This window comes from Paenibacillus daejeonensis DSM 15491, assembly GCF_000378385.1.
GTDB lineage: Bacteria > Bacillota > Bacilli > Paenibacillales > Paenibacillaceae > Paenibacillus_D > Paenibacillus_D daejeonensis.
The window spans coordinates 341,601-365,149 of sequence record NZ_KB899663.1 but is presented as its reverse complement, the minus strand read 5'-3'; the positions used below and the strand labels follow the sequence as shown (position 1 = coordinate 365,149).

20 protein-coding genes are annotated in these 23,549 nt (G+C 52.0%); 4 read left to right on the top strand and 16 right to left on the bottom strand.

Translation table 11 applies throughout. The annotated features are described in order from the left end of the window. Positions 1-16: 16 nt before the first annotated feature. The 7 genes from F556_RS0116695 to F556_RS0116665 all read right to left on the bottom strand — a co-directional run bounded on the left by F556_RS0116695 (position 17) and on the right by F556_RS0116665 (position 7,112). Positions 17-529, bottom strand: coding sequence for an ureidoglycolate lyase (locus tag F556_RS0116695; protein WP_020618126.1), 513 nt, complete (start codon positions 527-529; stop codon positions 17-19). Between the two features lie 29 nt (positions 530-558). Then, positions 559-1,590, bottom strand: a complete 1,032-nt coding sequence (locus F556_RS0116690; protein WP_020618125.1) for an autoinducer 2 ABC transporter substrate-binding protein — start codon at positions 1,588-1,590, stop codon at positions 559-561. Between the two features lie 5 nt (positions 1,591-1,595). After that, positions 1,596-2,540 carry an ABC transporter permease gene (locus F556_RS0116685; RefSeq protein ID WP_020618124.1) on the bottom strand — a complete coding sequence of 315 codons (945 nt, stop codon included), beginning with the start codon at positions 2,538-2,540 and terminating at the stop codon, positions 1,596-1,598. Beyond that, on the bottom strand, positions 2,537-3,499 hold the full coding sequence (locus tag F556_RS0116680) for an ABC transporter permease (protein WP_020618123.1): 963 nt from the start codon (positions 3,497-3,499) through the stop codon (positions 2,537-2,539). The genes F556_RS0116685 and F556_RS0116680 overlap by 4 nt, the downstream gene beginning before the upstream one ends. Further along, a complete protein-coding gene (locus F556_RS0116675) occupies positions 3,496-5,007 on the bottom strand; it encodes a sugar ABC transporter ATP-binding protein (RefSeq protein ID WP_020618122.1) in 1,512 nt (503 codons plus the stop codon). The genes F556_RS0116680 and F556_RS0116675 overlap by 4 nt, the downstream gene beginning before the upstream one ends. Before the next feature lie 127 nt (positions 5,008-5,134). After that, positions 5,135-6,082, bottom strand: a complete 948-nt coding sequence (gene rbsK / locus F556_RS34295; protein ID WP_020618121.1) for a ribokinase — start codon at positions 6,080-6,082, stop codon at positions 5,135-5,137. Between the two features lie 16 nt (positions 6,083-6,098). Then, positions 6,099-7,112 carry a LacI family DNA-binding transcriptional regulator gene (locus F556_RS0116665; RefSeq protein ID WP_040716870.1) on the bottom strand — a complete coding sequence of 338 codons (1,014 nt, stop codon included), beginning with the start codon at positions 7,110-7,112 and terminating at the stop codon, positions 6,099-6,101. 458 nt (positions 7,113-7,570) lie between these two features. On the opposite strand from F556_RS0116665, the gene F556_RS0116660 reads away from it, so the two are divergent. Next, positions 7,571-8,731: a family 8 glycosyl hydrolase gene (locus F556_RS0116660; protein ID WP_020618119.1), complete on the top strand. Its 1,161-nt coding sequence runs from the start codon at positions 7,571-7,573 to the stop codon at positions 8,729-8,731. Positions 8,732-9,119: 388 nt separating this feature from the next. Here the strand turns inward: F556_RS0116660 and F556_RS0116655 are convergent, their stop codons facing one another. Next, positions 9,120-9,527, bottom strand: coding sequence for a VanZ family protein (locus tag F556_RS0116655; protein WP_020618118.1), 408 nt, complete (start codon positions 9,525-9,527; stop codon positions 9,120-9,122). Between the two features lie 173 nt (positions 9,528-9,700). On the opposite strand from F556_RS0116655, the gene F556_RS0116650 reads away from it, so the two are divergent. Together F556_RS0116650 and bamE are read left to right on the top strand one after the other, a co-directional pair. After that, on the top strand, positions 9,701-10,255 hold the full coding sequence (locus tag F556_RS0116650; protein WP_026297343.1) for an RNA polymerase sigma factor: 555 nt from the start codon (positions 9,701-9,703) through the stop codon (positions 10,253-10,255). After that, entirely contained in the window at positions 10,248-11,429 is a 1,182-nt protein-coding gene (bamE, locus tag F556_RS0116645) for an outer membrane protein assembly factor BamE domain-containing protein (protein WP_020618116.1), read from the top strand. Before F556_RS0116650 ends, bamE begins: the two co-directional genes overlap by 8 nt. A gap of 89 nt (positions 11,430-11,518) precedes the next feature. Here bamE and F556_RS0116640 read toward each other — a convergent pair whose 3' ends face one another. Beyond that, complete coding sequence (locus F556_RS0116640; protein ID WP_020618115.1) at positions 11,519-11,878, bottom strand: nucleotide excision repair endonuclease; 360 nt, start codon at positions 11,876-11,878, stop codon at positions 11,519-11,521. 81 nt (positions 11,879-11,959) lie between these two features. After that, positions 11,960-13,963: a chitobiase/beta-hexosaminidase C-terminal domain-containing protein gene (locus F556_RS34290; protein ID WP_169447604.1), complete on the bottom strand. Its 2,004-nt coding sequence runs from the start codon at positions 13,961-13,963 to the stop codon at positions 11,960-11,962. A gap of 436 nt (positions 13,964-14,399) precedes the next feature. Here F556_RS34290 and F556_RS36365 point away from each other — a divergent pair, with 436 nt between their 5' ends. Further along, positions 14,400-15,503, top strand: coding sequence for a copper amine oxidase N-terminal domain-containing protein (locus tag F556_RS36365; protein WP_020618113.1), 1,104 nt, complete (start codon positions 14,400-14,402; stop codon positions 15,501-15,503). A gap of 162 nt (positions 15,504-15,665) precedes the next feature. Here the strand turns inward: F556_RS36365 and F556_RS0116625 are convergent, their stop codons facing one another. The 6 genes from F556_RS0116625 to F556_RS0116600 all read right to left on the bottom strand — a co-directional run bounded on the left by F556_RS0116625 (position 15,666) and on the right by F556_RS0116600 (position 23,027). Beyond that, complete coding sequence (locus tag F556_RS0116625) at positions 15,666-16,265, bottom strand: response regulator transcription factor (RefSeq protein ID WP_020618112.1); 600 nt, start codon at positions 16,263-16,265, stop codon at positions 15,666-15,668. 44 nt (positions 16,266-16,309) lie between these two features. Continuing rightward, a complete protein-coding gene (locus tag F556_RS0116620) occupies positions 16,310-17,443 on the bottom strand; it encodes a sensor histidine kinase (protein ID WP_020618111.1) in 1,134 nt (377 codons plus the stop codon). A gap of 127 nt (positions 17,444-17,570) precedes the next feature. Next, a complete protein-coding gene (desA, locus tag F556_RS0116615) occupies positions 17,571-18,644 on the bottom strand; it encodes a Delta(5) desaturase DesA (RefSeq protein ID WP_020618110.1) in 1,074 nt (357 codons plus the stop codon). Between the two features lie 252 nt (positions 18,645-18,896). Continuing rightward, positions 18,897-20,789 (bottom strand): molecular chaperone HtpG, encoded by a 1,893-nt coding sequence (gene htpG, locus F556_RS0116610; RefSeq protein WP_020618109.1) that lies wholly within the window; start codon positions 20,787-20,789, stop codon positions 18,897-18,899. A gap of 174 nt (positions 20,790-20,963) precedes the next feature. After that, on the bottom strand, positions 20,964-21,842 hold the full coding sequence (locus tag F556_RS36360) for a cell wall hydrolase (protein ID WP_020618108.1): 879 nt from the start codon (positions 21,840-21,842) through the stop codon (positions 20,964-20,966). 189 nt (positions 21,843-22,031) lie between these two features. After that, on the bottom strand, positions 22,032-23,027 hold the full coding sequence (locus tag F556_RS0116600; RefSeq protein WP_020618107.1) for a Gfo/Idh/MocA family protein: 996 nt from the start codon (positions 23,025-23,027) through the stop codon (positions 22,032-22,034). Positions 23,028-23,549: the final 522 nt, after the last annotated feature.

Sequence of the window (23,549 nt, the reverse complement as noted above, 5' to 3'; positions counted from 1 at the left end):
TGCAGTACTTGCACAATCATGATTGGAACCGGACCGTATAACCCTCTGCAAAATCAACCCAAGGATTGAACATCTCGTCCCCGAACTTGTCCTTCTTCTTCTCAATAGCAAACATATAACGTGCTTCTTCGGCAGCCGGGTAAGCCGGACTGTGCCAGATTCCCCTGTGGATGACGATAGCTTGGCCAGGCTTGATGCGAAAACACCTTACAGTGGTTGCATCCGGTGCTTCATCCGGGTCCTCGATGTTCGTGCATACTGCGACAGGTTGGATGATCTCCCGGTCAAAAGTCATCAGCAGCTCTTCCCGGCTCACATGCCGTTCCATGGCAGTGACGACGAACTCCCGTGGTCTTGTAATGACGAGTCCAAACCCGATCGGCTCATAGACATCCAGCATTTGTACGTAGCTCCAGCAATCCCAACCCTCTCCTTCCTTTGAAGGCTCGCCGGCTGGCAGATCAACCACTTTACCAAAAGGAGCAAAAGCTTCCGCCGTCAACTCCTCGATGTGTACATTGCGTTCCATTTAAAATTGCCTCCTATCCTGTACCAACCTTAGAAATCAAAGCTGTCTACATTGTCATTGGTCACTTCCAGCATGCCGATAAATACGCTCTGACCGTCCACCGTCACTGTCCCGACCGTCGGAATTTCCATCCCATCTGTGATCTCGTTGCCTTGCGCCAGCTGATCCAGAATGTAGACCGTTGCATAAGCCAGCTTGCCTGGATCCCAGATAATATCCGTATTGATCGTACCGTTCTTGATGTAGTTCTTCACGACGCTCGGAACGGCGATACCCGTGATTGCAATTTGGCCGGCTTCCAGCGTACCCGCCTGAATCGCTTGCTCCACTACCTCTGCCGCTGCCGGCGGCTCCCCGCCTGCAAAACCGATGATACCCTTGAGGTCTGGATACGTACGAATCAGGTTTTGTGCGTTAGCGTACGCCTTTTGCTGATCGTCATCGCTGGAGACCGTCGTTACAATCTCAATGTCTGGATAATGCTCGGCAAAATAGGCTTTGGCCGCATCAGACTTGGCAATCTGGTTTTGCGAGCCCAGACCGGCTACCATAAAGGCCACCTCGCCTTCACCGCCGATCTCCTCGCCAATCGTTTGGGCCAGCAGCTCGCCGATCTCCTCATCCGTAGCCGGGGCTACATAATATTGGCGTTCCGTCTCTGGCGCGTCACTGTCCCAGGTGACGACCTGGACATCCTCGCCAATTGCTTTGCGGAATACCGGCCCAACCGCCTTGGAATCGTTAGGCGAGATGCCGATACCATCGACTTGACGTGTCAGCATATCCTGAATCATGTTAATTTGTTTGGAAGAATCGGCCTCCGTCGGCGCATTGTACAAGATGTTGACGCCGAGGTCCTCTCCCGCTTGGACCGCGCCTTTCTCGGCTGCAGCCCAGTAAGCTGGACCAATGGACTTGGGATTAATAAAGTAGGTTCTTGCATTCGGATCGGACGCGCCGCCCTCCGTTCCACCGTTTGCAGGAGCCGGACCTGCGTTTCCGCACGCCGCCAGACTCAGTGCCAGCACACCAGTAATTACTGTCGTCATCATTTTTTTCATTGTTCTCACGCTCCATTAAATTTTTGATTCCCTACAGCAAGCAGTAGCAAAGCACCCAAAATGACGGCTTGATACAATACCGAGACACCCATCAGATTCAATCCATTGCGTAAAAACACGATGATTAGCAAGCCGACGAATGTGCCGGCAAGACTTCCCCTCCCTCCGAAAATATGCGTACCGCCAATTAGCGTTGCCGTGATGACGTCGAGCTCTATATTGGTACCTGAGGTCGCCTCTGCACTTGCCAGACGAGACACCAGGAATACACCCGCTAATGCCGAGAAAAAACCACTAAGCACGAAGAGAATAAAACGGACGCGGACGACGGAAATTCCGGAGTAACGGACCACCTCTTCATTGTTGCCGATTCCGTAAATGTAGGTGCTGAACCTCGTTTTCTTCATAAAGAAATGGGCCAGCAAAAACATAATCATCAGCACGATCGCATTGAAGGGAACGACACCGATATACTGCTGGCCCAGGAAATAAAATCCGTCCGGGAAGCCGCTGATCGGGCGCCCTTCATTGATGACATAGACCAGTCCCCGCAGCATGACCAGCATCCCTATGGTGACCACGATCGCCTGCATCCTGTGCCTCGCAATCAGATAGCCGTTCAAAGCTCCACAGAGCATGCCCGCGATGAGGCCGATAGCCACGCAGATCCAGATGTTAAGACCCTGCTCAAAGGCAACGCCCATACAGACAGCGGAGAAAGCAAGCATCGAGCCAACCGAGAGATCCATTGCGCCCGAGATGATGATCATCGTCATCGGAATCGCAATCAGTCCGATCTCGACCATCTGATTGAACACATTCATGAAGTTGGACACGGACAGGAAATAGGGCGACAGGATGCTGAACAAGACGAGAATAAAGAACAGCACAATCAGTTGAACGAGCAGCGTATTGGATCGGAGCGACAGTCGGCTTGTCCAGGCATTCATACCAGATCACCTTCTTTGCCTTTGTTTTGGCGGTATCGCTGCAACGTGTTAATGGAAATAGCCAGAATAATCAGAAAACCGGTCGTAGCATCTACCCAGAACGGAGAGACCTTGGAGATAATCAAGCCGTTTTTGATGATGCCCATAAACAACACGCCGAGCATCGTACCTGCTATCGTCCCTATGCCGCCGAAGATGCTGCCCCCGCCGATCAAGACGGCTGCCATCACTTCAAACGCCAGACTGTTGCCTGCTGTAGAAGCTTGTACACTACCTACCTTGGAGGCAAAGATGACAGCAGCGATACCAACTAGCAAGCCCGAGAGCACATAAACTTTGAATTTGGATTTGGCTACGCTGATCCCTGCGAGCTTGGCAGCCGGCCCATTGCCTCCAATTGCATAGATGCGCCTGCCAAACCGGCTAAACTTCAGCCCATAGATGAAGATAGCGATAAGCACAATGGCAACAAGCAGAGGGAACGATAGTCCGAACAGCGTGCCTTGTCCAAAAAAGCGGAATCCTGCAGGAAAATTGGTCATCCAGGTGCCGCCGCTAATCCCGACTGCGATGCCACGAAAAATGTACATGGTCGCCAGCGTAACGATGATATCTGGAATTTTCACATAGGCGATAAAGAACCCGTTGACCATACCGCACAGAACGCCAATACCGATGCCCATCAAGGCAGCGACCCAAGGGTGGATGCCATGGCTAAGAAATAACCCGACAGAGGTGGCGGTCACGGCGAGTACCGAGCCAACCGATAGATCGATGCCACCCAGCAAGATCACCATGGTCATACCAATCGCCACAATAAACATGGAGATGTTCTGATCCAGAATCATCTGCAGGTTGTCGATTCCGAAAAAACCGGAAGAATATAAGGAAAACGCCAGCGTGACAATAATGGTAAAGATGATGATAGGCGCTTCATGCATATTCAATAGGCGTTTCATAGTCGGCCTCCTTCCGTCAGCGGATGCGAAGCTCGCTGCAGCAGTTGTTCCTGATCTGCTTCGCCATGCGCAAATTCATGAACAATCTCACCCTTGTGCAGCACGAGGATCCGGTCGCTCAGGCCGATCACTTCTGGCATCTCGGAGGAAATCAACAAGATGCTTAACCCCTCCTGTGCGAGCCGATTGATAATCGCGTAGATCTCTGCCTTGGCCCCGACATCTACGCCACGGGTCGGCTCTTCCAAGATCAGAATGTCCGGGTGAGTGGCCAGCCATTTGCCGATGACAACCTTCTGCTGGTTGCCGCCGCTGAGGTAATCGACGCTTTGCCTGTCGTTTGGCGCCTTGATGCGCAAACTCTCCATATACTCGCTGCTCATCTCCCGGACCCGCGATTCGTCAATGACGACGCCCTTGGAGAGCCGGGGCAGGATCGGCAGTGACAGATTCTGCCGGATCGACATCGGCTTGATAATGCCTTGGCGATGACGATCTGGGGGTACATAAGCGATCCGTCTCGCCTTGGCATCGCCGGGATTGCGAATCACCGCAGGCATCCCACCGACAATAATGTCGCCAGCACCGCCTTTTAGGCCAAACAGACGTTCAGCGATTGTATGGGTACCGGAGCCAGGGATGCCGAACAAGCCGAGAATCTCTCCTTTGTGCAGTTGAAAGGATACCTCATGGGTCGCATCAAGCGAGAGCGATTGAACCTCCAGCATAACCTCGCCGCCCGGTTTATGATCCCGGTCCGGATAGAGCTTGCTCACCTCTTTACCAACCATCATGTAGATCAGCTGCTGCTCGGTGACCTCACCGATCGGACGCGTATCGATCCAGGCACCGTCCCGTAGCACCGTAACCTTGTCTGCGATTTCGAAGATTTCCTTCATCCGGTGGGAGACGTACACAATGGCTACGCCTTGATCACGCAGACGCTTCACCACATCGAACATCTTCTTCACTTCATTCTCGGGCAGAGCAGCCGAGGGTTCGTCCATGATGAGGACATCCGCACGGAAAGACAACGCCTTGGCAATCTCCACTACCTGCTGGCTGTGAACCCCCAGATGACGCACCTCTTGCCTGACATCGATGCCGCTGCCCCCGATTGAGTCGACCAGTTGCTGCGCCTCTTCATACATCTTGGACCACTGGATACGTCCGAATCTCCCAACCATCTCTGGACGATCGATATAGATGTTCTCCGCAGCCGAGAGGTTCGTGAAGAGATTAAATTCTTGATGAATGATGGATACCCCTTGGCGCTGGGCTTCCAGCGGATTTCCAAACGCTACCTCCTGACCCTTCAAGCGAATCGTACCCGCCGTCGGCTCGTATACGCCGGAGAGAACTTTCATCAGAGTCGACTTGCCCGCGCCATTCTCCCCCATCAGCGCATGAACTTCACCGGGATACAGCTCGAAGTTGACATCGGAGAGCGCCTTGACGCCCGGAAACTCTTTGCTGATGCCTTCCATTGTCAATACAGGCTGACTCATGGCTTATCCTCCAATCTTTAACAAGACTCAGCGTTAAATCACAAAAGCGCGAAGCTACACGGGTCCCTCCCCTACGGGGGCCCGTCTTTCCTATTCCTATTAATTGACTAGTCTGCTCTTGTTCGATTCAGGGGCGAGGTCCACTGCGATCCAACGATTGGCCAATCTCAGCGAGAAAAGAGGCTACCTGAGCTTCGGTGGGAATCGAGCTTTGTGCCCCACGCGCTGTGACCGCCAAGGCCGAAGCAGCGGTTGCGTAATGCAACGCCTCCTCCACAGTAGCTCCATTCGTTCTCCTTGCCGCGAAAGCGCCAATGAAGGTATCACCGGCGGCTGTCGTATCCACAGCTTCGACGCGGAAGGCAGGCATTCGAATCTGCAATCCTTCCTGATCCTTGTACAACGAGCCCTGGCTGCCGAGCGTCAAGATGAGTCTGGACACCCCAGATTCAAGAAGCTTGCGGGCGGCACGCGCTGCTGCATCCGCATCGTGGATAGCCAAGCCGCTCAGTACCTCCGCCTCGACCTCATTCAGGACGAGGTAATCGGCATGTGCCATAAGCGCAGGATCAAATCCAGCAATCGGGGCCGGATTCAGAAATACCGGAATGCCTTCCGCTGCTGCCCTCTCCATCACACGGCGACACGTGGCGAGCGGAATCTCGTTCTGCAACAGGATAGCCTCATAGCTGTTCAGCTCCAGGGCATCTGCCTCCGCCGGTCCATATTCACCGTTGGCTCCGGGAGAGAGGATAATACGATTCTCGCCAGCGCGTTCAATCGTAATCAGCGCTACACCGGTAGCGGCATCGGACATTTCGATAATGCCTGAGAGTTCCATCCCTTCGTCCATCAGCCGCTGTCTTAGATCCTGGCCGAACACATCTGCGCCCAGGCCTCCGGCCATAGCCACAGCAGCTCCCGAGCGAGCAGCGGCTACAGCTTGATTAGCTCCCTTGCCTCCTGCATGGAACGCGGTTCCCAGTCCCTGCACGGTCTCGCCTGGGAGCGGATGATGCGCCACCTGAGTAACAATATCCATATTCATGCTGCCTACGACCAAGATGTTAGCCATGAGGATTCCTCCGAAGCTAGTTGAGTTTTTTGACAGAACCAAAGATCAGCAGTTCAACATCCAAAATGGTTTTTTTCAGCTTGGCTTGCTCCTTGGGTTCTTCTGTAATTTTCTGAATCAGCATTTCGGCTGCCTGCACACCCATTTCCTTGGTCGGTCTGCTAACGACCGTTACCCGGGGCTGGACAAACTGGGCAAGCTCGTTGTCGTCGAACCCGACGAGCGAGATATCCTCGCCCATGCGCAAATTCAAATCACGGATCGCCTTGATTGCCCCTGTGCAGATCACATTGTTGGCAGCAAAAATCGCTGTCGGCGGCTCCTCGGACTGTAGCAACTCGCGAGTAAAGCGGTATCCATCCTCTTCTGTCCAGGTGCCCTGCTTGTGATACCTTGCTTCTGGCGATAACCCGCTCTCATGCATGGCTTGATGGTAGCCCCAGTAGCGATCCTTGCCGTCATTAAAGTAATGATCGCCATCGATGATAGCTATACGCTCGTGTCCATAATCAAGGAAGTGTCTGGTCGCTTCGTACGCCCCGCGGAAATTATCAATCATAACGCCGTCATGACCACAATTGTTAATGTATCGGTCCACAAGAATCGTCGGCTTCCGAATACTGCGATAGAACTCTGGACGTCGATGCGTGCCGATTAGTACAATGCCATCCACATTCTTGCCAAGGAAGCTTTCGAAGAACTCTTCCTCCTCGGCTTCTTCATTGTTGGTCGAAACGACCAGCGTTACGAATCCCGCCTTTTTGGCTACTTCCACTGTCCCGCTAATGACTGCGGTATAGAATGGATTCTGAATCTCTGGTACGACGACGGACAGCATTCGTGTCTTCTTGTTAACCATGGAAGCCGCCATCGTATTGGGTACAAAGTTCATGTCTTCAATAATTTTGAGGATCTTCTTACGAGTATCGTCACTCACGCGGTCGCGTCCGTTTAATACCCGGGATACCGTTGCCACAGACACGCCTGCCTGCTTGGCAACATCTTTAATTGTAATTTCCTTATTGGCCATAATCACCCCGCCGTTTACTCTTTGTCATAACGTTTACGCAATTTCTGTTTTTATTCTATTACACGATTTAAAAGATTACAATAGCATTTTTCAAAAAAATCAAAGATAAAACGCTTGCATTTTAATTATATAACGCGTTTGTGTTAGGTTTATCTCAAAAAACCAATAGTAAAGTGGAAAATTATTCATGTTTGCGTCATCTAAACTAACACTAATTGATTTGTTGTTGAGTCGTCGCCGTCTAACCTCCTGCGAAAACTTGTAAAAACGTTTACGCAAATAATCTGAGCACTACTCCCCTGCCCACGGCGGATCAGTACAGTCTCGCCAGCCGATGCCATCCGAATGTCGCAGGACTAGCGGGCAAGTCCTATAGTTTTCAAAGAAGAACCTAAACTCGCATGCAAGCCGCCGATGGTAAGATAGGAGAGAAACCAATCTATGGAGGCGGCCAATCGATGACAACTTCTACGCAAGACGCTTTTTATACAGGACACTATCGCAATTGCTTCAAGGAACTGGGGTACTCGGAGCAGGAGATTGCAGCGCGGCTCGAACAAGCCTGGTCTGATCTGCTGACGGGAGATGAGGATGTCCGGATCTACTATCCGGTTGGCGATGACAAAGGTTATTTCCTCGACACCGGGAATCTGGATGTGCGTACAGAAGGCATGAGCTATGGCATGATGATGGCGGTTCAGATGGACGACCAGGAGGTGTTCGACCGGCTGTGGACGTTCGCCAAAACGTATATGCAGCACACGGAAGGACGCTACAAGGATTATTTCGCCTGGCACTGCAAACCGGATGGGACGCGAATTTCGCAGGGACCGGCTCCTGATGGGGAAGAGTTCTTCGCGATGGCATTGTTTTTTGCCTCTGCCCGCTGGGGCGACGGGCCAGCGCCGTATGACTATGCGGATCAGGCCCGCATCATTCTCCGTGCCTGTCTGCATCAGGGTGAGGACGGCGAGGGCGATCCGATGTGGGATCACGAGACGCGGCTCATCAAGTTCATCCCTGAATCCCCGTTCAGCGATCCATCGTACCACCTGCCACACTTCTACGAGCTGTTCGCCCTGCAGGCTGATGAGCAGGACCGTCCGTTCTGGCGGGAAGCAGCTGCTGCAAGTCGTGCCTATCTGCAGACGGCTTGTCATCCGGTGACCGGATTGTCTCCGGAATACGCCAATTACGATGGCACGCCTGCTGAACCGCAGCGACACGGGGATTTCCGCCACTTCTTCAGCGACGCTTACCGCACGGCCGCCAATATCGGCCTGGACTGGGAATGGTTCCGTGCCGACCCGTGGCAGGTCGAGCAATCTAACCGGCTGCAGCAGTTTTTCCGTCCCATTGATGTGGAGGATTACCGCCGGTACACCATCGACGGCCAACCCTTCGATGAGCCATCATTGCACCCGGTCGGCCTGCTTGCGACCAACGCCATGGCCTCTCTGGCAGCCGATGGACCGGATGCGGAGCATTTCGTCCGGCTGTTCTGGGACACGCCGCTGCGCAAGGGCGTGCGCCGCTACTATGACAATTGCCTCTACTTCTTCAGCTTACTCGCCCTCAGCGGACGCTTCCGGATCTATCTCCCGCGCGAAGAGGCGTAACCCATTAGAAACAGCAAAAAGCTCCCCCGCTATTGTACCTATGGCGGGGGAGCTTCTTTTTCTGTGCGGGGGCGTCGTGGTGGATGGAGCGCTCGAATCTCAATTCTACTAGCGAAGTATCAGAGAGGATGAGCGATTAGGATGAATATGGCTCATGATAGGGTGCATATGTTCCGTTATCCGCTTCATAATGGGGGTTCTGCCGGAATTGTGGAGCATATTTTCCGTTATTGGCTAACTAACCATTGATTATCTGATGAATAGCAGCACATAGCGGAAAATAGAAGCCATATTTTTGATCTCATGCGCAATACAGACAGTTTAGCGGAAAAAATGCTCCCCAACATTCGTGCTCCTACTCGCGCCCCACACACACGCATCCACTCGCTCACCTCGCTACCCGCCGCCACAGCATCAGCAGACCATAACCCATCACAAACCCGAACGAGTTAAGAATAAAATCGTCCACATCCAGACTGCCGCGGCGACTAAGCAGCTGCGACAGCTCCAATATCGTCAGTCCCGCGAGGAAGATCGCCAGCGATTTGCCGAATCCGGTCCGAACAGCGGCGGGAATCAGCAGACCGAAAGGGACGAACACGCCAATGTTACCAATCAAATTAATGGCCCATGTTCGGGTATTGATGCTGCCCACATCCATAAAATGCGAGATCGTCGCGAACGGTCGCAGATTGTACATATATTCCGTGCCCGCCGTTCGCCCGAATCCAATGAGCATCCAATAGGCCAAGAGCAAGGTATAGCTGGCTAGCGCCAGCCGGGCCAGAGTGGTCATTTCGCACCCCCTCCTTTCTCACCAAACAGACCTCGTCCTATGCTATACGTCCAACCACGGACCTCTGTTCCACATTCTCCAGGCCTTTTTTGCTTTTACACATCCAGGTTTTGGGTTAACTTAACATTAACTGCGGCGAATGGAACGGATCTCGCAACTGCGCTGTCTAATTTATGGAGGTGAACAATGTGGGGGAAATCAACTGGAACTACCTCGAGCGAATGGATGCGGACAGCTTCCGCCACCTGATGGAACTCTACGGTCAAGATGTGTGGAACCTGGCCTTTACGATAACCAAAAAGCATGACCTGGCGGATGATGTGTCACAGGATGTCTTCCTGAAAGTATATCATTCCATCCATACGTTTCGCGGGAAGTCTTCGATCAAGACATGGCTGCTCTCGATCACCCGCAACATGTCAATTAACCATCTTCGGTCCGCGTTCCTCCGTCGGGTGACGCTCATGGACCGGGTGACGGTGGAAGGCGATACGTCCTCGGCCGAGAAAGAAGCGATGGAGAATCAGTTCACGCATGAAATCTGGACGGTCGTCCTGAAGCTGCCACTCAAGCTGCGGGAGGTTCTGATCCTGCATGCCAAGTTCGATCTGAATACCAAGGAGATTGCGGACGTACTGCAGCTACCCGAAGGCACCGTCAAATCCAGATTATCGCGGGCAAGACAGAAAATGAACACCTATTGGAAGGGGAGTGCGCAATATGACTAAGGACGTCAAGCCGGATTGGTACAAAAACCTCCAGACCGGACCGCACCGTAAAAAGACGTTCACCACCGAGAACATGACACGGATTGAACGGAAACTGGCGCGCAAGGATAATAAAACCAAGCGCAAACGCTGGCTCCCAATCGCTGCGCTCAGCACCACCGCTATCGTACTGCTGCTCGGCATCACTCTGACCTTCGACCGGCTTCCCGGGATAATCGGGCCGGGTCCTAGTGAAGGCAACGCCGGTCCCGGCGTGACCAATCCGGTAGATCCACCGGTCGGCACCAATGACCCCGTGGAGCCGCCAACAGATCCGACACCTGAAGGCCCGCCACCGCTGCCAGATATCGAGCCACTCGACAGCGAAACGTTGGTAGAGCTGGCCTCCATTGATGATGTGATGCTAAGTGAAGCCTTGCCTTTCTCCATGGATGATGTGACTGAGGTATCGGTGCGCACGGAAGACGGACAGGAGCTTGAAGTGCCTCAGGAGGGTCCCAACAACCTGTTGACTCTGCTGGGCCAGGTCTTCTTGCCGGAGAGCCTCATCGACGAGACGTCAACGGGTGACGAACCGCAGTTGGATGCCATGCTGAGATTTCAGGCCGGTGATACCCTCTACGCGATTCCTTATGCGTCGCAGGCCAATGTGATGGATCTTGGTGCTGGCCAAGTCTATGCGAATGGCAATACAGCCAGGGCAGTCTATTCCGCCATCTACCCGGATTCTGCAATTGCTCAATTCGTGCAGGCCCGCAATGCGGTGTTATCCAATTCAGAGACTGGAGACGAAGACCGCTCCAACAGCTATGAGGCCGAGCGTCTCGCCGTGGACGGCAAAACCTACTATCGCTGGACAGAGGAGCTGGCCGAGATGCCCGCAGAGGTCGATCTCCCTTACTACACGGAGACGTCCAGACTGGACAGTGTCCGCTCGTATAATGAAGGAGCCATCATCAGTTGGGACCTGCTCGTCGCCTTCACAACCGATGAATACCAGACCAGTGACGGCATCCGTGTCGGCATGACCAAGGATGAGGTACAAGAGCTCTTGGGCACGCCGCATATCCAAACCAGCCTCAACTGGAAGTACGACGTCGACAATTGGGATGATCTCGATTTGTATTTTGACGGGGATGTCGTGCAGTATGTGGTGATGACGACGGCAGATTAATTTAGCCGAATGATTCTACAAAAAAAAGTTGGCGCGAAAACATCATGTTTTCGTTCCAACTTTCTTTGCTTATACTACATATATTTCGGTTAGCCTCTGAAGAAAGCCTTCTCTACATTATACTTTGCTCGGCCTTCATTGATAATGTGCGTTTCGTAGATTTCTCTGTGTACCGGATCTTCTACGATACACACCTCAATCTTAGCTACTTCCTCGCGGTGGTTTTTCATAACCGATACGCTATCCTCAAAATGCTTCTTGATCCGTGGGCGCAGCTTCCTGGCCTTGCCGACGAATAATAGTTGATCATTGGCATCATAGAACATGAAGATCCCGCCCTTCTCGCGGGAGATCAGATGAAAATCCGTAAAACCGTAGATATGGCTCAAGGTTGGGGACTGCTGCTTGGTTATCGTAACGTCCGGTGTTGGAACGGTGATCTGAATCACTGATGCTCACTTCCTCTTCTCAATATACCGATTCACTGTACCATAATTATGAGGTGATGAACAGTCTGGACACCAGCCCCTCTATTCGACCTCAATCTTATAGCTAAAATCATACACCTCAGTAACTGAACCACCTGAAATCGCTGCGACCCGCAGACGCGTAGACTGGTTGATCGGGATGGGCTGACGGTATACGGTGCCGTGGGTCAACGTAGGTGTGGATTCGTCTATGGTGTAGACGAGCCGATCCGCTGTACTGGACAGCGTCAGATCGAAGAGCTCTACATAAGGTCCGGAAGGACGGTTCGCCAGGACAAAATCAGGCGGTGTCCAGCTGTCCCGCTTGATTTGGGCGTAAGCCCAGACATACACCTCTTGAAACCGCTGATTGAATCCATTATTAATGGCTCGATTGATGTTGTTCCATATCCATCGTTGGTCCTGTTCAGGTACAAAGCCAGCAAAGTAATGAATTCGTTTTTCGGGATAACCCAACTGTGCCTGGACAAAGCGTAAGGATTCAGCATGCTTCTCCATCTGGTCATCAATGAGATAGTCGTAATCCTCCAACATGAAGAAATCCAAATTCGGATAGGCCCATTGCTTTTGCGGGAAATTCACAATACTCATCATGTGCGGCACCCGGTCCTTATCAATAACGGAAGGCGTAAAGAACAATACCGTGAACTCCGCTTGCGGATAAGCTTGCTTGAGTGCGTCTCTCAGCATCAAGGCAAAATCCCCGTTTTTATCCTGCAGCCAATGGATCAAGTCTTCATGTTCTTCAATAGAATCATGACTCGACTTGAATACATGCATGTCCTTGCCCTTCTCTTTCTTGTACAGTGCCTTGGTCGCCTCGTCGTAGAAGGTCGGCGGCTGTCCTGTCGTCCCCTCCATGAACCACCACCAGGGCTCGCCCAGTTGTACGACAGGTTTTAGTCCATGATCCACTGACATTTGAGCCAAACCGAGCGTATATTTCTTGTAGTACGCCTGAACTTCCGAATGCGTGAAGCTTAAGAAATGCGGCGTGGGCATCCATCCGCTCGTTGCTGGCGTACCATCCCATGAGCGCTGCCACCAGGACGCTGGTGCATCCACATTTTCCATGGAGATGGAATGAATTAAGGTGAAGTGATGGGTCTTGAGCCGCTTGATATAGTTGGAATACCACTGGGTAAAGGCATCGTTAAATGGCTCTTCGTCAATCAGCGTCATGGTTCCGTCGATCCCTTGCTTATCATAGAAATGAGACGCGCCGACATACATGTTGACGCTGCCCGAATAACCCAGCTTGATATATTCCGAGACGACCCGCTCCGGCGTCAGATGATAGATGTCGTCATAGTCATCTGTCATACGAACGTTATGTTTGCGGTGACTGGAGGGCTCGCTGCGCAGGAATGTATCTCCGGTTACCGTCCAATTGGACATACGGATTTCAAAACGGTTAGACCCCGGCAGAAACTTCTTGGGGGTGGATGCATCATAAGATTGGGATACAAAGGGCCACACGATTCGCTTAATATTATGCACGGGGATTTTTACCCAATCCGGATTGCTCACCCACCGCCCGCTATTATCATAGACGTAAGGCTGCCACCCTGCATATAGGTTATTAAAGGAGAGCACGACTTGTCCCCTTTTGCCGGTTGCCTCACCCGGTGTCCGATTGGCAGGATAGACCTGCTTGGAGCCGGCCTCCCAATCATCCACAGGACGATTGACAACATAGTTCCACAAACGTACATAATGAATGCCGCCATCGAGAGTCTCGATCGTTAGTGCAGGAGCTTGTCCAGCATTCATGTCCGGGACATCTCCCGACAATTGGTAGGTATAGCTTAACTGAACATTGGAAAAGTCAGGGTTCGTGGGGTATTTGAAATCAGCGTGGCTATGCAGGTCCTCCGTCTCCCAGCTCAATCCACTCAAATCATGCGTGGTTCGAAAATTGCCAGTCGTAACGACGTCGTGGCCCTCGGTAACCGTAGCCGCCATCATATCGAAGGAGAAATTGTTAATGAGGTACTTCGGCTGAAGCTTGTACATATTCCTGTTGAAATCAACTGGATGAGTCATACTCGTGTGTGTAAGAAGAGCTGCATGTTCAGGGTTCCACCTTTCTTGCTCAATGTCCGGAGCCGCGTTGTGCGGGTGTGTCTCTGAGATGGGTGTCATCGACTCGGGCGTTGCGTATGCATTACTTACGGCTGTACAACCAGTGACCGTTAAAGTCAGCATGCACAACAGGAGAAGCAGGTAAACCACTGGTGACTTAACCTTCACGTCTATTCCTCCACTATCAGATGCCCAGTCCATCACTTTATAACATAAATCAATGTTTCAGTGAGGGAAAATGGGTTATAAGTCATTATAGGAAGAATATGGATTATTGTAAAGTGAGATTCATCAATCTTAACTTTTTTATCCGTGACTTTGTAATCTCTGCAACCTTTCCACTGACCCGTGCGTCAGAGAGGGTGCAAGACAAAAGCAGAAAGGAGATTCATCAATTATGAAACGCAATGTAAAAAAAGGCTTGACCAGTCTGTTGTCCGTCAGCGTACTCTCTCTCTCCGCAGCATCCATCATCTCAGCGAGCCCTGCGAATGTTGTGCCCATCAGCGCACCCATCTCGGCTCCAGCGCAGCAGGACGTCGTGCCAATCAGCGCGCCAATTCAGGATGAGGTGGCTCCTTATGCAGCCGTCACCGGAGTTGTGACCCAGATTCAAGATCATGGGGCAGATGGCGAGCTGAAGATGCTCACGCTCGAACTGGAGGGTGGCGAGATCGCCAATCCTGTTATTACCAAAGACACGTATTTCATTGACGATGTGGAGCCGGCCGTTGGCCAGAAGCTCGTGATTTTCTATGATACCGGTAAGCCGATGCTTATGATCTACCCGCCGCAATATACGGCAGAAGTTGTTGCTGAAGTCAGTGACGACATCAACTACAAAGTCGACCGGTTCGACGAGAATCTGCTTAGTGCAGACGGCAACTTGATTCTGAACGTCTCCGACGAAACAGATATTACGTTTGCCGATGGTACGCCATTTGAAGGCGAGCTCAGCGACTACGTCCTTGTCGTATCCTATACGATAACGACGAGAAGCTTGCCTCCACAAACGCCTCCTGTGAAGATTGTCGCACTGGAGGATGACCCGGGACTTCCTGTCTATGGCGACCCTGAGCTGCCTGAAAGTGAAGATCTCGATACAGACGAGCCAGTCGTACCGATCTCTGATATCATCGGTAACGTAGGCGAGAAGGATCTGGTCGTGAACGACTTGATCATCGATGCGCCGGCTGCTTACTTGTCTGACGAAGATCATGTCATGGTGCCGCTGCGTGCGATCGTTGAAGCCCTCGACCTGGAGCTCAAATGGGTAGCTGCAGAGAAAGGCATTATCATCGACGAGGACATTACACTGGCTATCGGCAAAGATCTGTATGCCAACGCAGACAATGATGCGATCGACCTCGGCGCAGCACCTTCGCTGGTAGAAGGCAACACGTATGTGCCGCTTGCTTTCTTTAAAGACGTCGTTGGTCTGAACAACGCCTATGTCTTCGAAAGCCAAATCGTCATCGACAACAACGAGCCGATTGAATAAACTCGCTCTTTGCACTACAAAACGCCTGCCGTCCCTCGGGGACGGCAGGCGTTTTACATGGATTTCGCGTTTCATGCACAGATAGCGGAGAGGAAGAGGGAGGCCAACAGCGATCGGAAGCCCCCTCTTCCTCGCAGCGCGTCTTTGCGCACCATGTAACTGCTACTTGAACCAGCCTTTCTCCTTGAAACGTGTGATAGCTTCAATTCGATTAGTGACGTTCAGCTTGTCGAGGATGACGGAGATGTAGTTGCGGACCGTGCCTGTAGTGATAAGCATTTCGCTGGCGATTTCCTTGGTATTCTTGCCGCCAGCGATTAGTGCCAGCACTTCAATCTCACGCGAGGTGAGCGGATTCTCTTCGCTGAACCCTTCGTCCACCAGCTCGGAGGCATAGATGCGCCGGCCCGCCATAATGTTGCGGATGGAAGCCGCCAGCTCCTCGCTGGGGCTGTCCTTGAGCAGATAGCCATGGACATCCGCTTTGACAGCACGCTCGAAGTAACCGCTGCGGGCAAAGGTGGTCAGAATGACGATCTTGCACCCCGCTCCCTTGAGCTCCTCCGCTGCATCAAGACCCGATTTCAGCGGCATCTCGATATCCATGATCAGGACATCTGGCTGCAGCTCCCGCACCAGCTGTACGGCTTCTTCGCCGTTACCCGCCTTGCCGACCACTTCCATATCTTCCTCCAGGTCCAGCAGCGATGCCAGGGCACCCAATAGCATCCGCTGATCCTCTGCGATGACGATGCGCAGCATCCGCTCACGCCTCCTTTTTCCCCTCATCTATCCTCAGCATACACTTAGGACGATGAAATCGTTTTTTGCCCTTGTAAAATATTCGGTACTGTAAAGGTAATGCTCGTACCTTCCTCTGAACGAATATCCAGTCGTCCGTTTACGAACTCCAGACGCTCTCGCATGCCTTGCAAGCCGTGACCGCGATAGTCGTCAACGCCTAGCTCTATGCCTCTGCCATTGTCATGGACCTCAACTTCCACCTCTGTTGGCGACTGCTCTATCCGCACCTTGCAAGCCGTCGCCTCACTATGGCGGACAACATTGGTGACCGCTTCCTTCAGGCACATCGTAACCACATTCTCGTTTAACAGCGAAGTCTCACCGAGCCGTGGATCTCCCTCCAGCTCGAACGAGATGCCGGCGGCCAGCAGAATCTGGCGAATCCGATGGACCTCTTCTTCCAGCCGGACACCGCGCATTTCCGTCACCAGCTTACGCACCTCTTTGAGCGCGCTGCGCGCGGTCTGGCTTACATCCGCCATCTCCGCCATGGCGCGGCTGGGCTGACGGTGCACGAGCTTGCCGGCCAGATCGCTCTTCAGTCCAATCAGTGATAGCTTCTGCCCCAGTGTATCATGCAGATCCCGGGCGATCCGCTGCCGTTCCTCCATCTTCACCAGCTCCGAAATCCGCTTGTTGGCGTGCTGGAGTTGGCCTTCCAACTGATCGCTCTTGTTGCGGTGGTACGTTGTGACCGGCAGCAGGATAACGGCGATCAGACTGACCAAGACGAAGGGCAATTGCGATATGATCACGGGATTACGCTCCAGCAAGCCGAAGTTGATGGTTGCCAGTGTTGTCATCAGATGCAACGAGTACAACGTGTAGAAGCCTACCCGATGCTTGATGTTGCCAATGAAAAAGGCGAGGAATATTGCAAAGTAAACATAACCGAACCACAGCGTCATGGTAACGGAAATGATCAGCTGCATGGTCGTCCATACGTAAACGAGCCATCCCCTGGAAATGAAGGAAAGTACATAACAGATAAAAAAGCCGACGATCATAATGCCGCCGACGATGGTTTGGTACATCGAGGTCGAGCTGAAGACAAAATAAAAAGGCAGAATGTAGAAGACGACCCATACATACGGGCTGAGTCCCGTATTGCGTTGCAAGATTTGATACCATTTCAATCGGTCGTCCCCCTCTGCCCAATAAAAGAGTGATGAAGAGCCTTCACGGAAACGAACTGTCCATTACGGCATCTTCACACTCTTATTTATTGTTTGTTTACATATTTAATTGTCATTATACCAAAGATTAAGGACGGACTGTGCTCTTTTTACGGAGCGGTTCGCTGGCCATCTTGAGCTTGTCGGTGACACGGTCTCCAGCAACTGCCACACGCTTCAGGCTGCCAAAGGTGACGAAGTTCTTGCGCTCTTCATCCCATAGGTGGAAGCGAAGCGACTTCAGACTGGTCAGCAATGTAATTGTTGTCGCTTTGTGCAGCGGTGGCGTCTCGTTATGCGCCTGCTCCAAATAATAATTGGGCACTTTAGGGCTCAGATGATGCACATGGTGAAAGCCGATGTTGCCGGTCATCCATTGCAGTACCTTCGGCAGTTTATAATAGGAACTGCCTTCAACAGCAGCTTTGACGTAACTCCACTCATCGTCGTGCTCAAAATACGATTCTTCGAACTGATGTTGTACATAGAACAGCCAGATGCCGAGCAAGCCGGAGAGGAAGAATACCGGTCCCTGCACGAGCAGGAAGCTCTGCCAACCGATTGCCCAGATTAACAAGCCATACAGAACAACCAACAGGACATTGGTCAAATACGTATGCAGACGCTCTTTGCGGCGCGCACCCTTACGGTTAAATCGATACTGAAGGAGAAAGACGAATACAGGTCCCACAGTAAACATGAACAAAGGAAAACGGTACAGACGGTAAAAGGCTTTGCCCCAGAACGAAGCGGCGCGATATTCGTCTGTCGTCATAATCCACAGGTCGCCAATCCCGCGCTTATCAAGATTGCTGCTAGTGGCATGGTGAATGTTATGGGTATTCTTCCATTGCTGGTAGGGCACAAGTGTCAATACACCTGTAATAGTGCCGATGATATCATTAGCGCGCTTGTTCTTGAAGAACGAGCCATGACAGCAATCATGAAAGATAATGAATGTACGTATGACAAACCCTGCAGTAACCAGAGCTAAAGGCAAGGTCAAAAAATAAGATACCGAGAGACTAAGATACGTAAGGTACCATAACAGCACCAACGGGATTAGCGTATTCGCCATCTGAAACAGACTTGCTTTCGTGTTGGTTTTCTCATAAGGCTTGACCGTTTTCTTGAGTTCCTTAATAGATTCGGATGAATTCATTTAAGCGTTTGCCTCCTCGGGGTAACTTATGCGGCTGCCGCGATTAGCACCCGAATATCTTCTTCCCTTATTATAAAGAAAAGTGTCATCCCCTCGTAGTCATAAACGTCATCTCCTCACCATGACAATTGTCATGGTTGTGTCTGAGATGTGTCGCTGATACTGATCAAACCGTCCCTGATGACAGTAAAAGCCCCCAGCCAGTTCCTAATGGAAGCTGCTGGGGGCTTTGATGTAGTGGTCAGCGGCTTATTACGCGCTCGGCGTGACCATGACTTTACAGATGTCATTGGTGAACTGTACCGGGTCTTCAATCGGCAGCCCTTCAATGAGCAGGGCCTGATGATACAGAAGATTGGTGTAGAGTCCCAATTTTTCTTTGTCGTTCTCGTAGCTATTCTTGAGCGAAGCGAATACCTCGTGGTTGCTGTTGATCTCCAGCACCTTGTCGGCTTTGACGTTCTCGTTGTTCGGCATCGCTGCGAGGATTTTCTCCATCTCAATCGTCAGCTCACCTTCCGTAGTAAGACACACCGGATGGCTGCGCAGACGCTTAGAGATACGGACGCTCTTCACCTTGTCACCCAGGATGCTCTTCATCTCTTCAAAGAGATCCTTGTGCTCGTTTTCGGTGGCTTCGTCCTTATTCTCCTGCTCGTTCTCATCCAGACCCAGATCACCGCTGGAGACGTTCTTGAACTCTTTCTCCTTATAGCTGGTCAGGATCTTGATCGCGAACTCGTCAATGTCGTCCGTGAAGTAGAGAATCTCATAGCCTTTGTCCGCAACCATCTCTGCCTGCGGGAGCTTCTCGATCCGGTCGATCGATGAACCGGAAGCGTAGTAGATATACTTCTGATCCTCTGGCATACGGCCGATATACTCGTCGAGCGTCACAAGCTTCTTCTCCGTCGAGGAGTGGAAGAGCAACAGATCCTGCAGCAGATCCTTGTCGCGGCCGTATTCATTGTACACGCCGAACTTCAGTTGGCGGCCAAACGCTTTGTAGAAGGTCTCGTAACGCTCGCGCTCGTCCTTCAACAGAGTTTGCAGCTGGCTTTTGATCTTGTTCTTGATGTTCTTGGCAATCAGCTTGAGCTGACGGTCATGCTGCAGCATCTCCCGTGAGATGTTGAGCGAGAGATCCTCAGAGTCGACCATTCCTTTGACGAAGCTGAAATAGTCTGGCAGCAGGTCGCCGCATTTATCCATGATCAGGACGCCAGCCGAATAGAGCTCAAGCCCTTTCTCATATTCCTTGGTGTAGTAATCAAATGGTGTGTTCTCTGGAATGAAGAGAATCGCATTGTACACGACCGCGCCATCAGCACTAATATGGATATGCTTGAGCGGCTTGTCGAAGCCATAACGCTTCTCTTGATAGAACGCTTCGTAGTCGGCGTCTGTCAGCTCGCTTTTGTTCTTCTTCCAGATCGGCACCATGCTGTTGACGACCTGCTCCTCGATGTACTCTTCGTATTCCGTTTCGCTGCCCTCTTGCAGTCTGGACGACGGAATCTCCATCTTGATCGGATGACGGATGAAGTCGGAGTATTTCTTAATGATGGCCCGCAGCCGGTAAGGCTCCAGGAACTCATCGTAGTTATCCTCTTCGCCGTTCTCTTTGATCTTCAGTGTGATCTCGGTTCCTACGGTCTCCTTGGATGTCGGCTCGATGGTGTAGCCGTCGGCACCGTCCGATTCCCACTTATAAGCGGTGTCGCTGCCGATCGCTTTACTGACAACTGTCACGCTGTCGGCAACCATAAAGGCGGAGTAGAAACCAACACCGAATTGACCGATGATATCGTGGCCATCCTTGATTTCCGTCTCTTTCTTGAAGGCCAGCGAGCCACTCTTGGCAATAACGCCGAGGTTGCTCTCCAGCTCCTCCTGGGTCATGCCGATTCCGGTATCGGAGATCGTCAGGAGCCGGGCATCCTTGTTCGCCGTTACTTTGATATAGTAGCTGTCCTTGTCATAAACGAGCGAATCGTCGGTCAAGGCCTTGTAGTAGATTTTGTCAATGGCGTCGCTGGCATTCGAGATCAGCTCACGCAGGAAGATCTCCCGCTGGGTATAGATCGAATTAATCATCATCTCCAGCAAACGTTTCGATTCTGCTTGGAATTGCTTCTTTTCCACTTGCACATTCTCTCCCTTCCCAAATAAAAAACAATGGTTGTTAAGGTTGGACTATGGTTATTTTAGCACTCTTGGCAGATGAGTGCCAAGTGGTTTTTTGCATTTTCGGCAAACCGTCCCAAGCAAAACAGGCCTCCTACGCAAAACAGCGTGGAGACCCGTGTCCAAACGATATTATTTTGTAAATACATGATTGCCAATGACGATCGTAACCGGGCGGCTGCGCACCCATTGATTGTCGGTTTTATCAGGGTTGAAGAAAACGAGTGCCCCCTTGGAAGGGTCACTGCCAGTCATCGCTTCATCCACGGCGCGAATCGTCTCAGCGGACGGTACGGCGTCATAAATCCGTTTGTCCAGCACTGGCGAGTATTGATAATAAGATTTGCCATTATAAGTTGTTACGTGAAAAATAGTATCTTTGAGCGTATCTGGCCAATAGCCTGTCGTATCCAGCACACGGTTAATAATCGAAGCTGCTACCGCCACCTTGCCGGTGTAGCTCTCACCGCCCGCTTCAGCCTCCGTAATTCGATACAGCCACTTCATATCCTCTGCGGTAGCGGACACGCGGTTAATATTGGCTATCGATTGGGGCTTGTAGTTGCCGCTGCTTGTCCGCAGCGACACGGTCCGACTGCCCGCATCGTATGTTGCAGTCATGCCCAGTTTCTCTGCCGTATACGCTAACGGAACAAAGGCCCGTCCACCCTGCAGGAAAGCTGGCGCACCTAGTGGATCGCTCTGCCACTGTCCTTGGCCCCGAACGAAATTAGAGTAGCTTCGATGCACCGAAAAAGCGAGCGTCAAGGAGCCTTGACGTACCACAGCGGAGCGGTATTGCGTGTTCCAGGACACTTGAGCGCCCAATTGGTTGAACAGAACCGCCGGCACCATCATCCGGTCATGACGAAGCGCCGCAGGCGTCGAAATCTCGGTCCCGTCTACGGTGATCTTCGTGACTGTTACCGGCGCCGCGCTTGCGGCGACAGGTGCGACAACCATACTTGCCATCAAAACACACCAGCCTAGCATCTTACCTGTAAACTTCATCCATCGATTCCTCCTATCCGTAGACTACTCTACTACAGATAGTTTCATAGAAACCATGGAAAATCTAACCTCTGGGGTTCCCTTCTTAAGCCAAGTAAAGTCATGAATGGGAGAATCGATTGGGCGAAATGCCCGATATAGCAATAAAAAAGAAGGGTTGCTCCCGCATCCCTCTTCCAATTATTTACCTTAATTTACTAAGTCCTGAGGCGCACCTGCCTTGGCATAAATGGCAGCGATGAGCTCAGTTGCAGCTGCAGCCTCTCTCCCATCCACATAAGGGGATCGGCCTTCCTGGATACTCTCCAGAAAATCGGCGCACAGCCGTTCAAATAATGCGGCTGGGATCTCGTCAAGCGCATCGGCTGACGACGGCGGTTCCACACCTGGTACCTCCCAGCTAAGTATGCCGTCGAAGTCCAGTGCAATGCTGCCTCGTTCTCCCGAGAGCTCAATCCGATCACTGCTCGTGCCCGGGCAGCCTGTGGAAGCTTCAATCATGCCGACCGCCCCGCTGCGGTAACGAATGATGGCATACCCGTGGTCCTCCGTCTCGATCTTATGAGCAATCCGGAACATATGCGCACCAAGCACTTCATCATAGCCGCCACCCAGCCAATTGGCCAGGTCAATCATATGGCTACCCTGCTGCATGAATGGCCCGCCACCGTCCTCCGCCCAGGTGCCATGCCATGAATCATAATACGTGGCGTCGCGATAATGCTTCAGGACCACATCCAGCACCTTTAACCGTCCGAGCCCTCCCGAATCGATGAATGCTTTGACTGCCTGAATATGTGGCGTAAAGCGGCGCATGTAGGACACCGCCAGCTTCACCCCCTGCTGCTCACAGGCCTGAATCATGCGCTGGCTCGTAGCCGGATCAATGTGCAGCGGCTTCTCACACAAAATATGCAGTCCCTGCGCGGCGGCAGCCAGCACGCCTTCAGCGTGCGCCGCATTCGGCGTACAAATGACCGCCGCCGTAGCTCCTGAGCGTGCCGCGACTTCGGCAAGATTCGTACCCCATGTGCCAAGGTGCCGCGCTTCTGCAAAGGTCCGCACACGCTCCTCGTTGCGGCCAACGACACCCACAATCTCGGCGTGAGGCAATTTCCCCAAGGCGACGATGTAGCGCTCACTGATGGTACCATGGCCGATCAAGATGATTCGATGCTTGCTCATTCACCCTCCGCTCCCTTCAAATAAGCTCCACCTCCATTGTAAAGGAAGCGGTTACGCAATACCAGACAGAGACTGGGTATCGGGATGCAGGTGCACAATGTCACTTGAATTGCACAACTCGGCGGGATTCCACCGATTTAAGTGCAAAATGTTACTTGGATTGCGCCACTCGGCGGGATTCTGCCAATTTAAGTGCAAAATGTTACTTCGATTGCACCACTCGACGGGATTCCGCCGATTTAAGTGCACAATGTTACTTGAATCGCACAACTCGGTAGGTTTCCGCCGATTTAGGTGCACTTTGTTACTTGGATTGCGCCACTCGGTAGGTTTCCGCCGATTCAGGTGCACAATGTTACTTGAATTGCACCATTCGGCGGGATTCCGTCGATTTAAGTGCAAAATGTTACTTGGATTGCACCACTGGCCGGATTCCACCGATTTAGGTGCACAATGTTACTTGGATTGCACCACTCGGCGGGATTCCACCGATTTAGGTGCACAATGTCACTTGAATTGCAC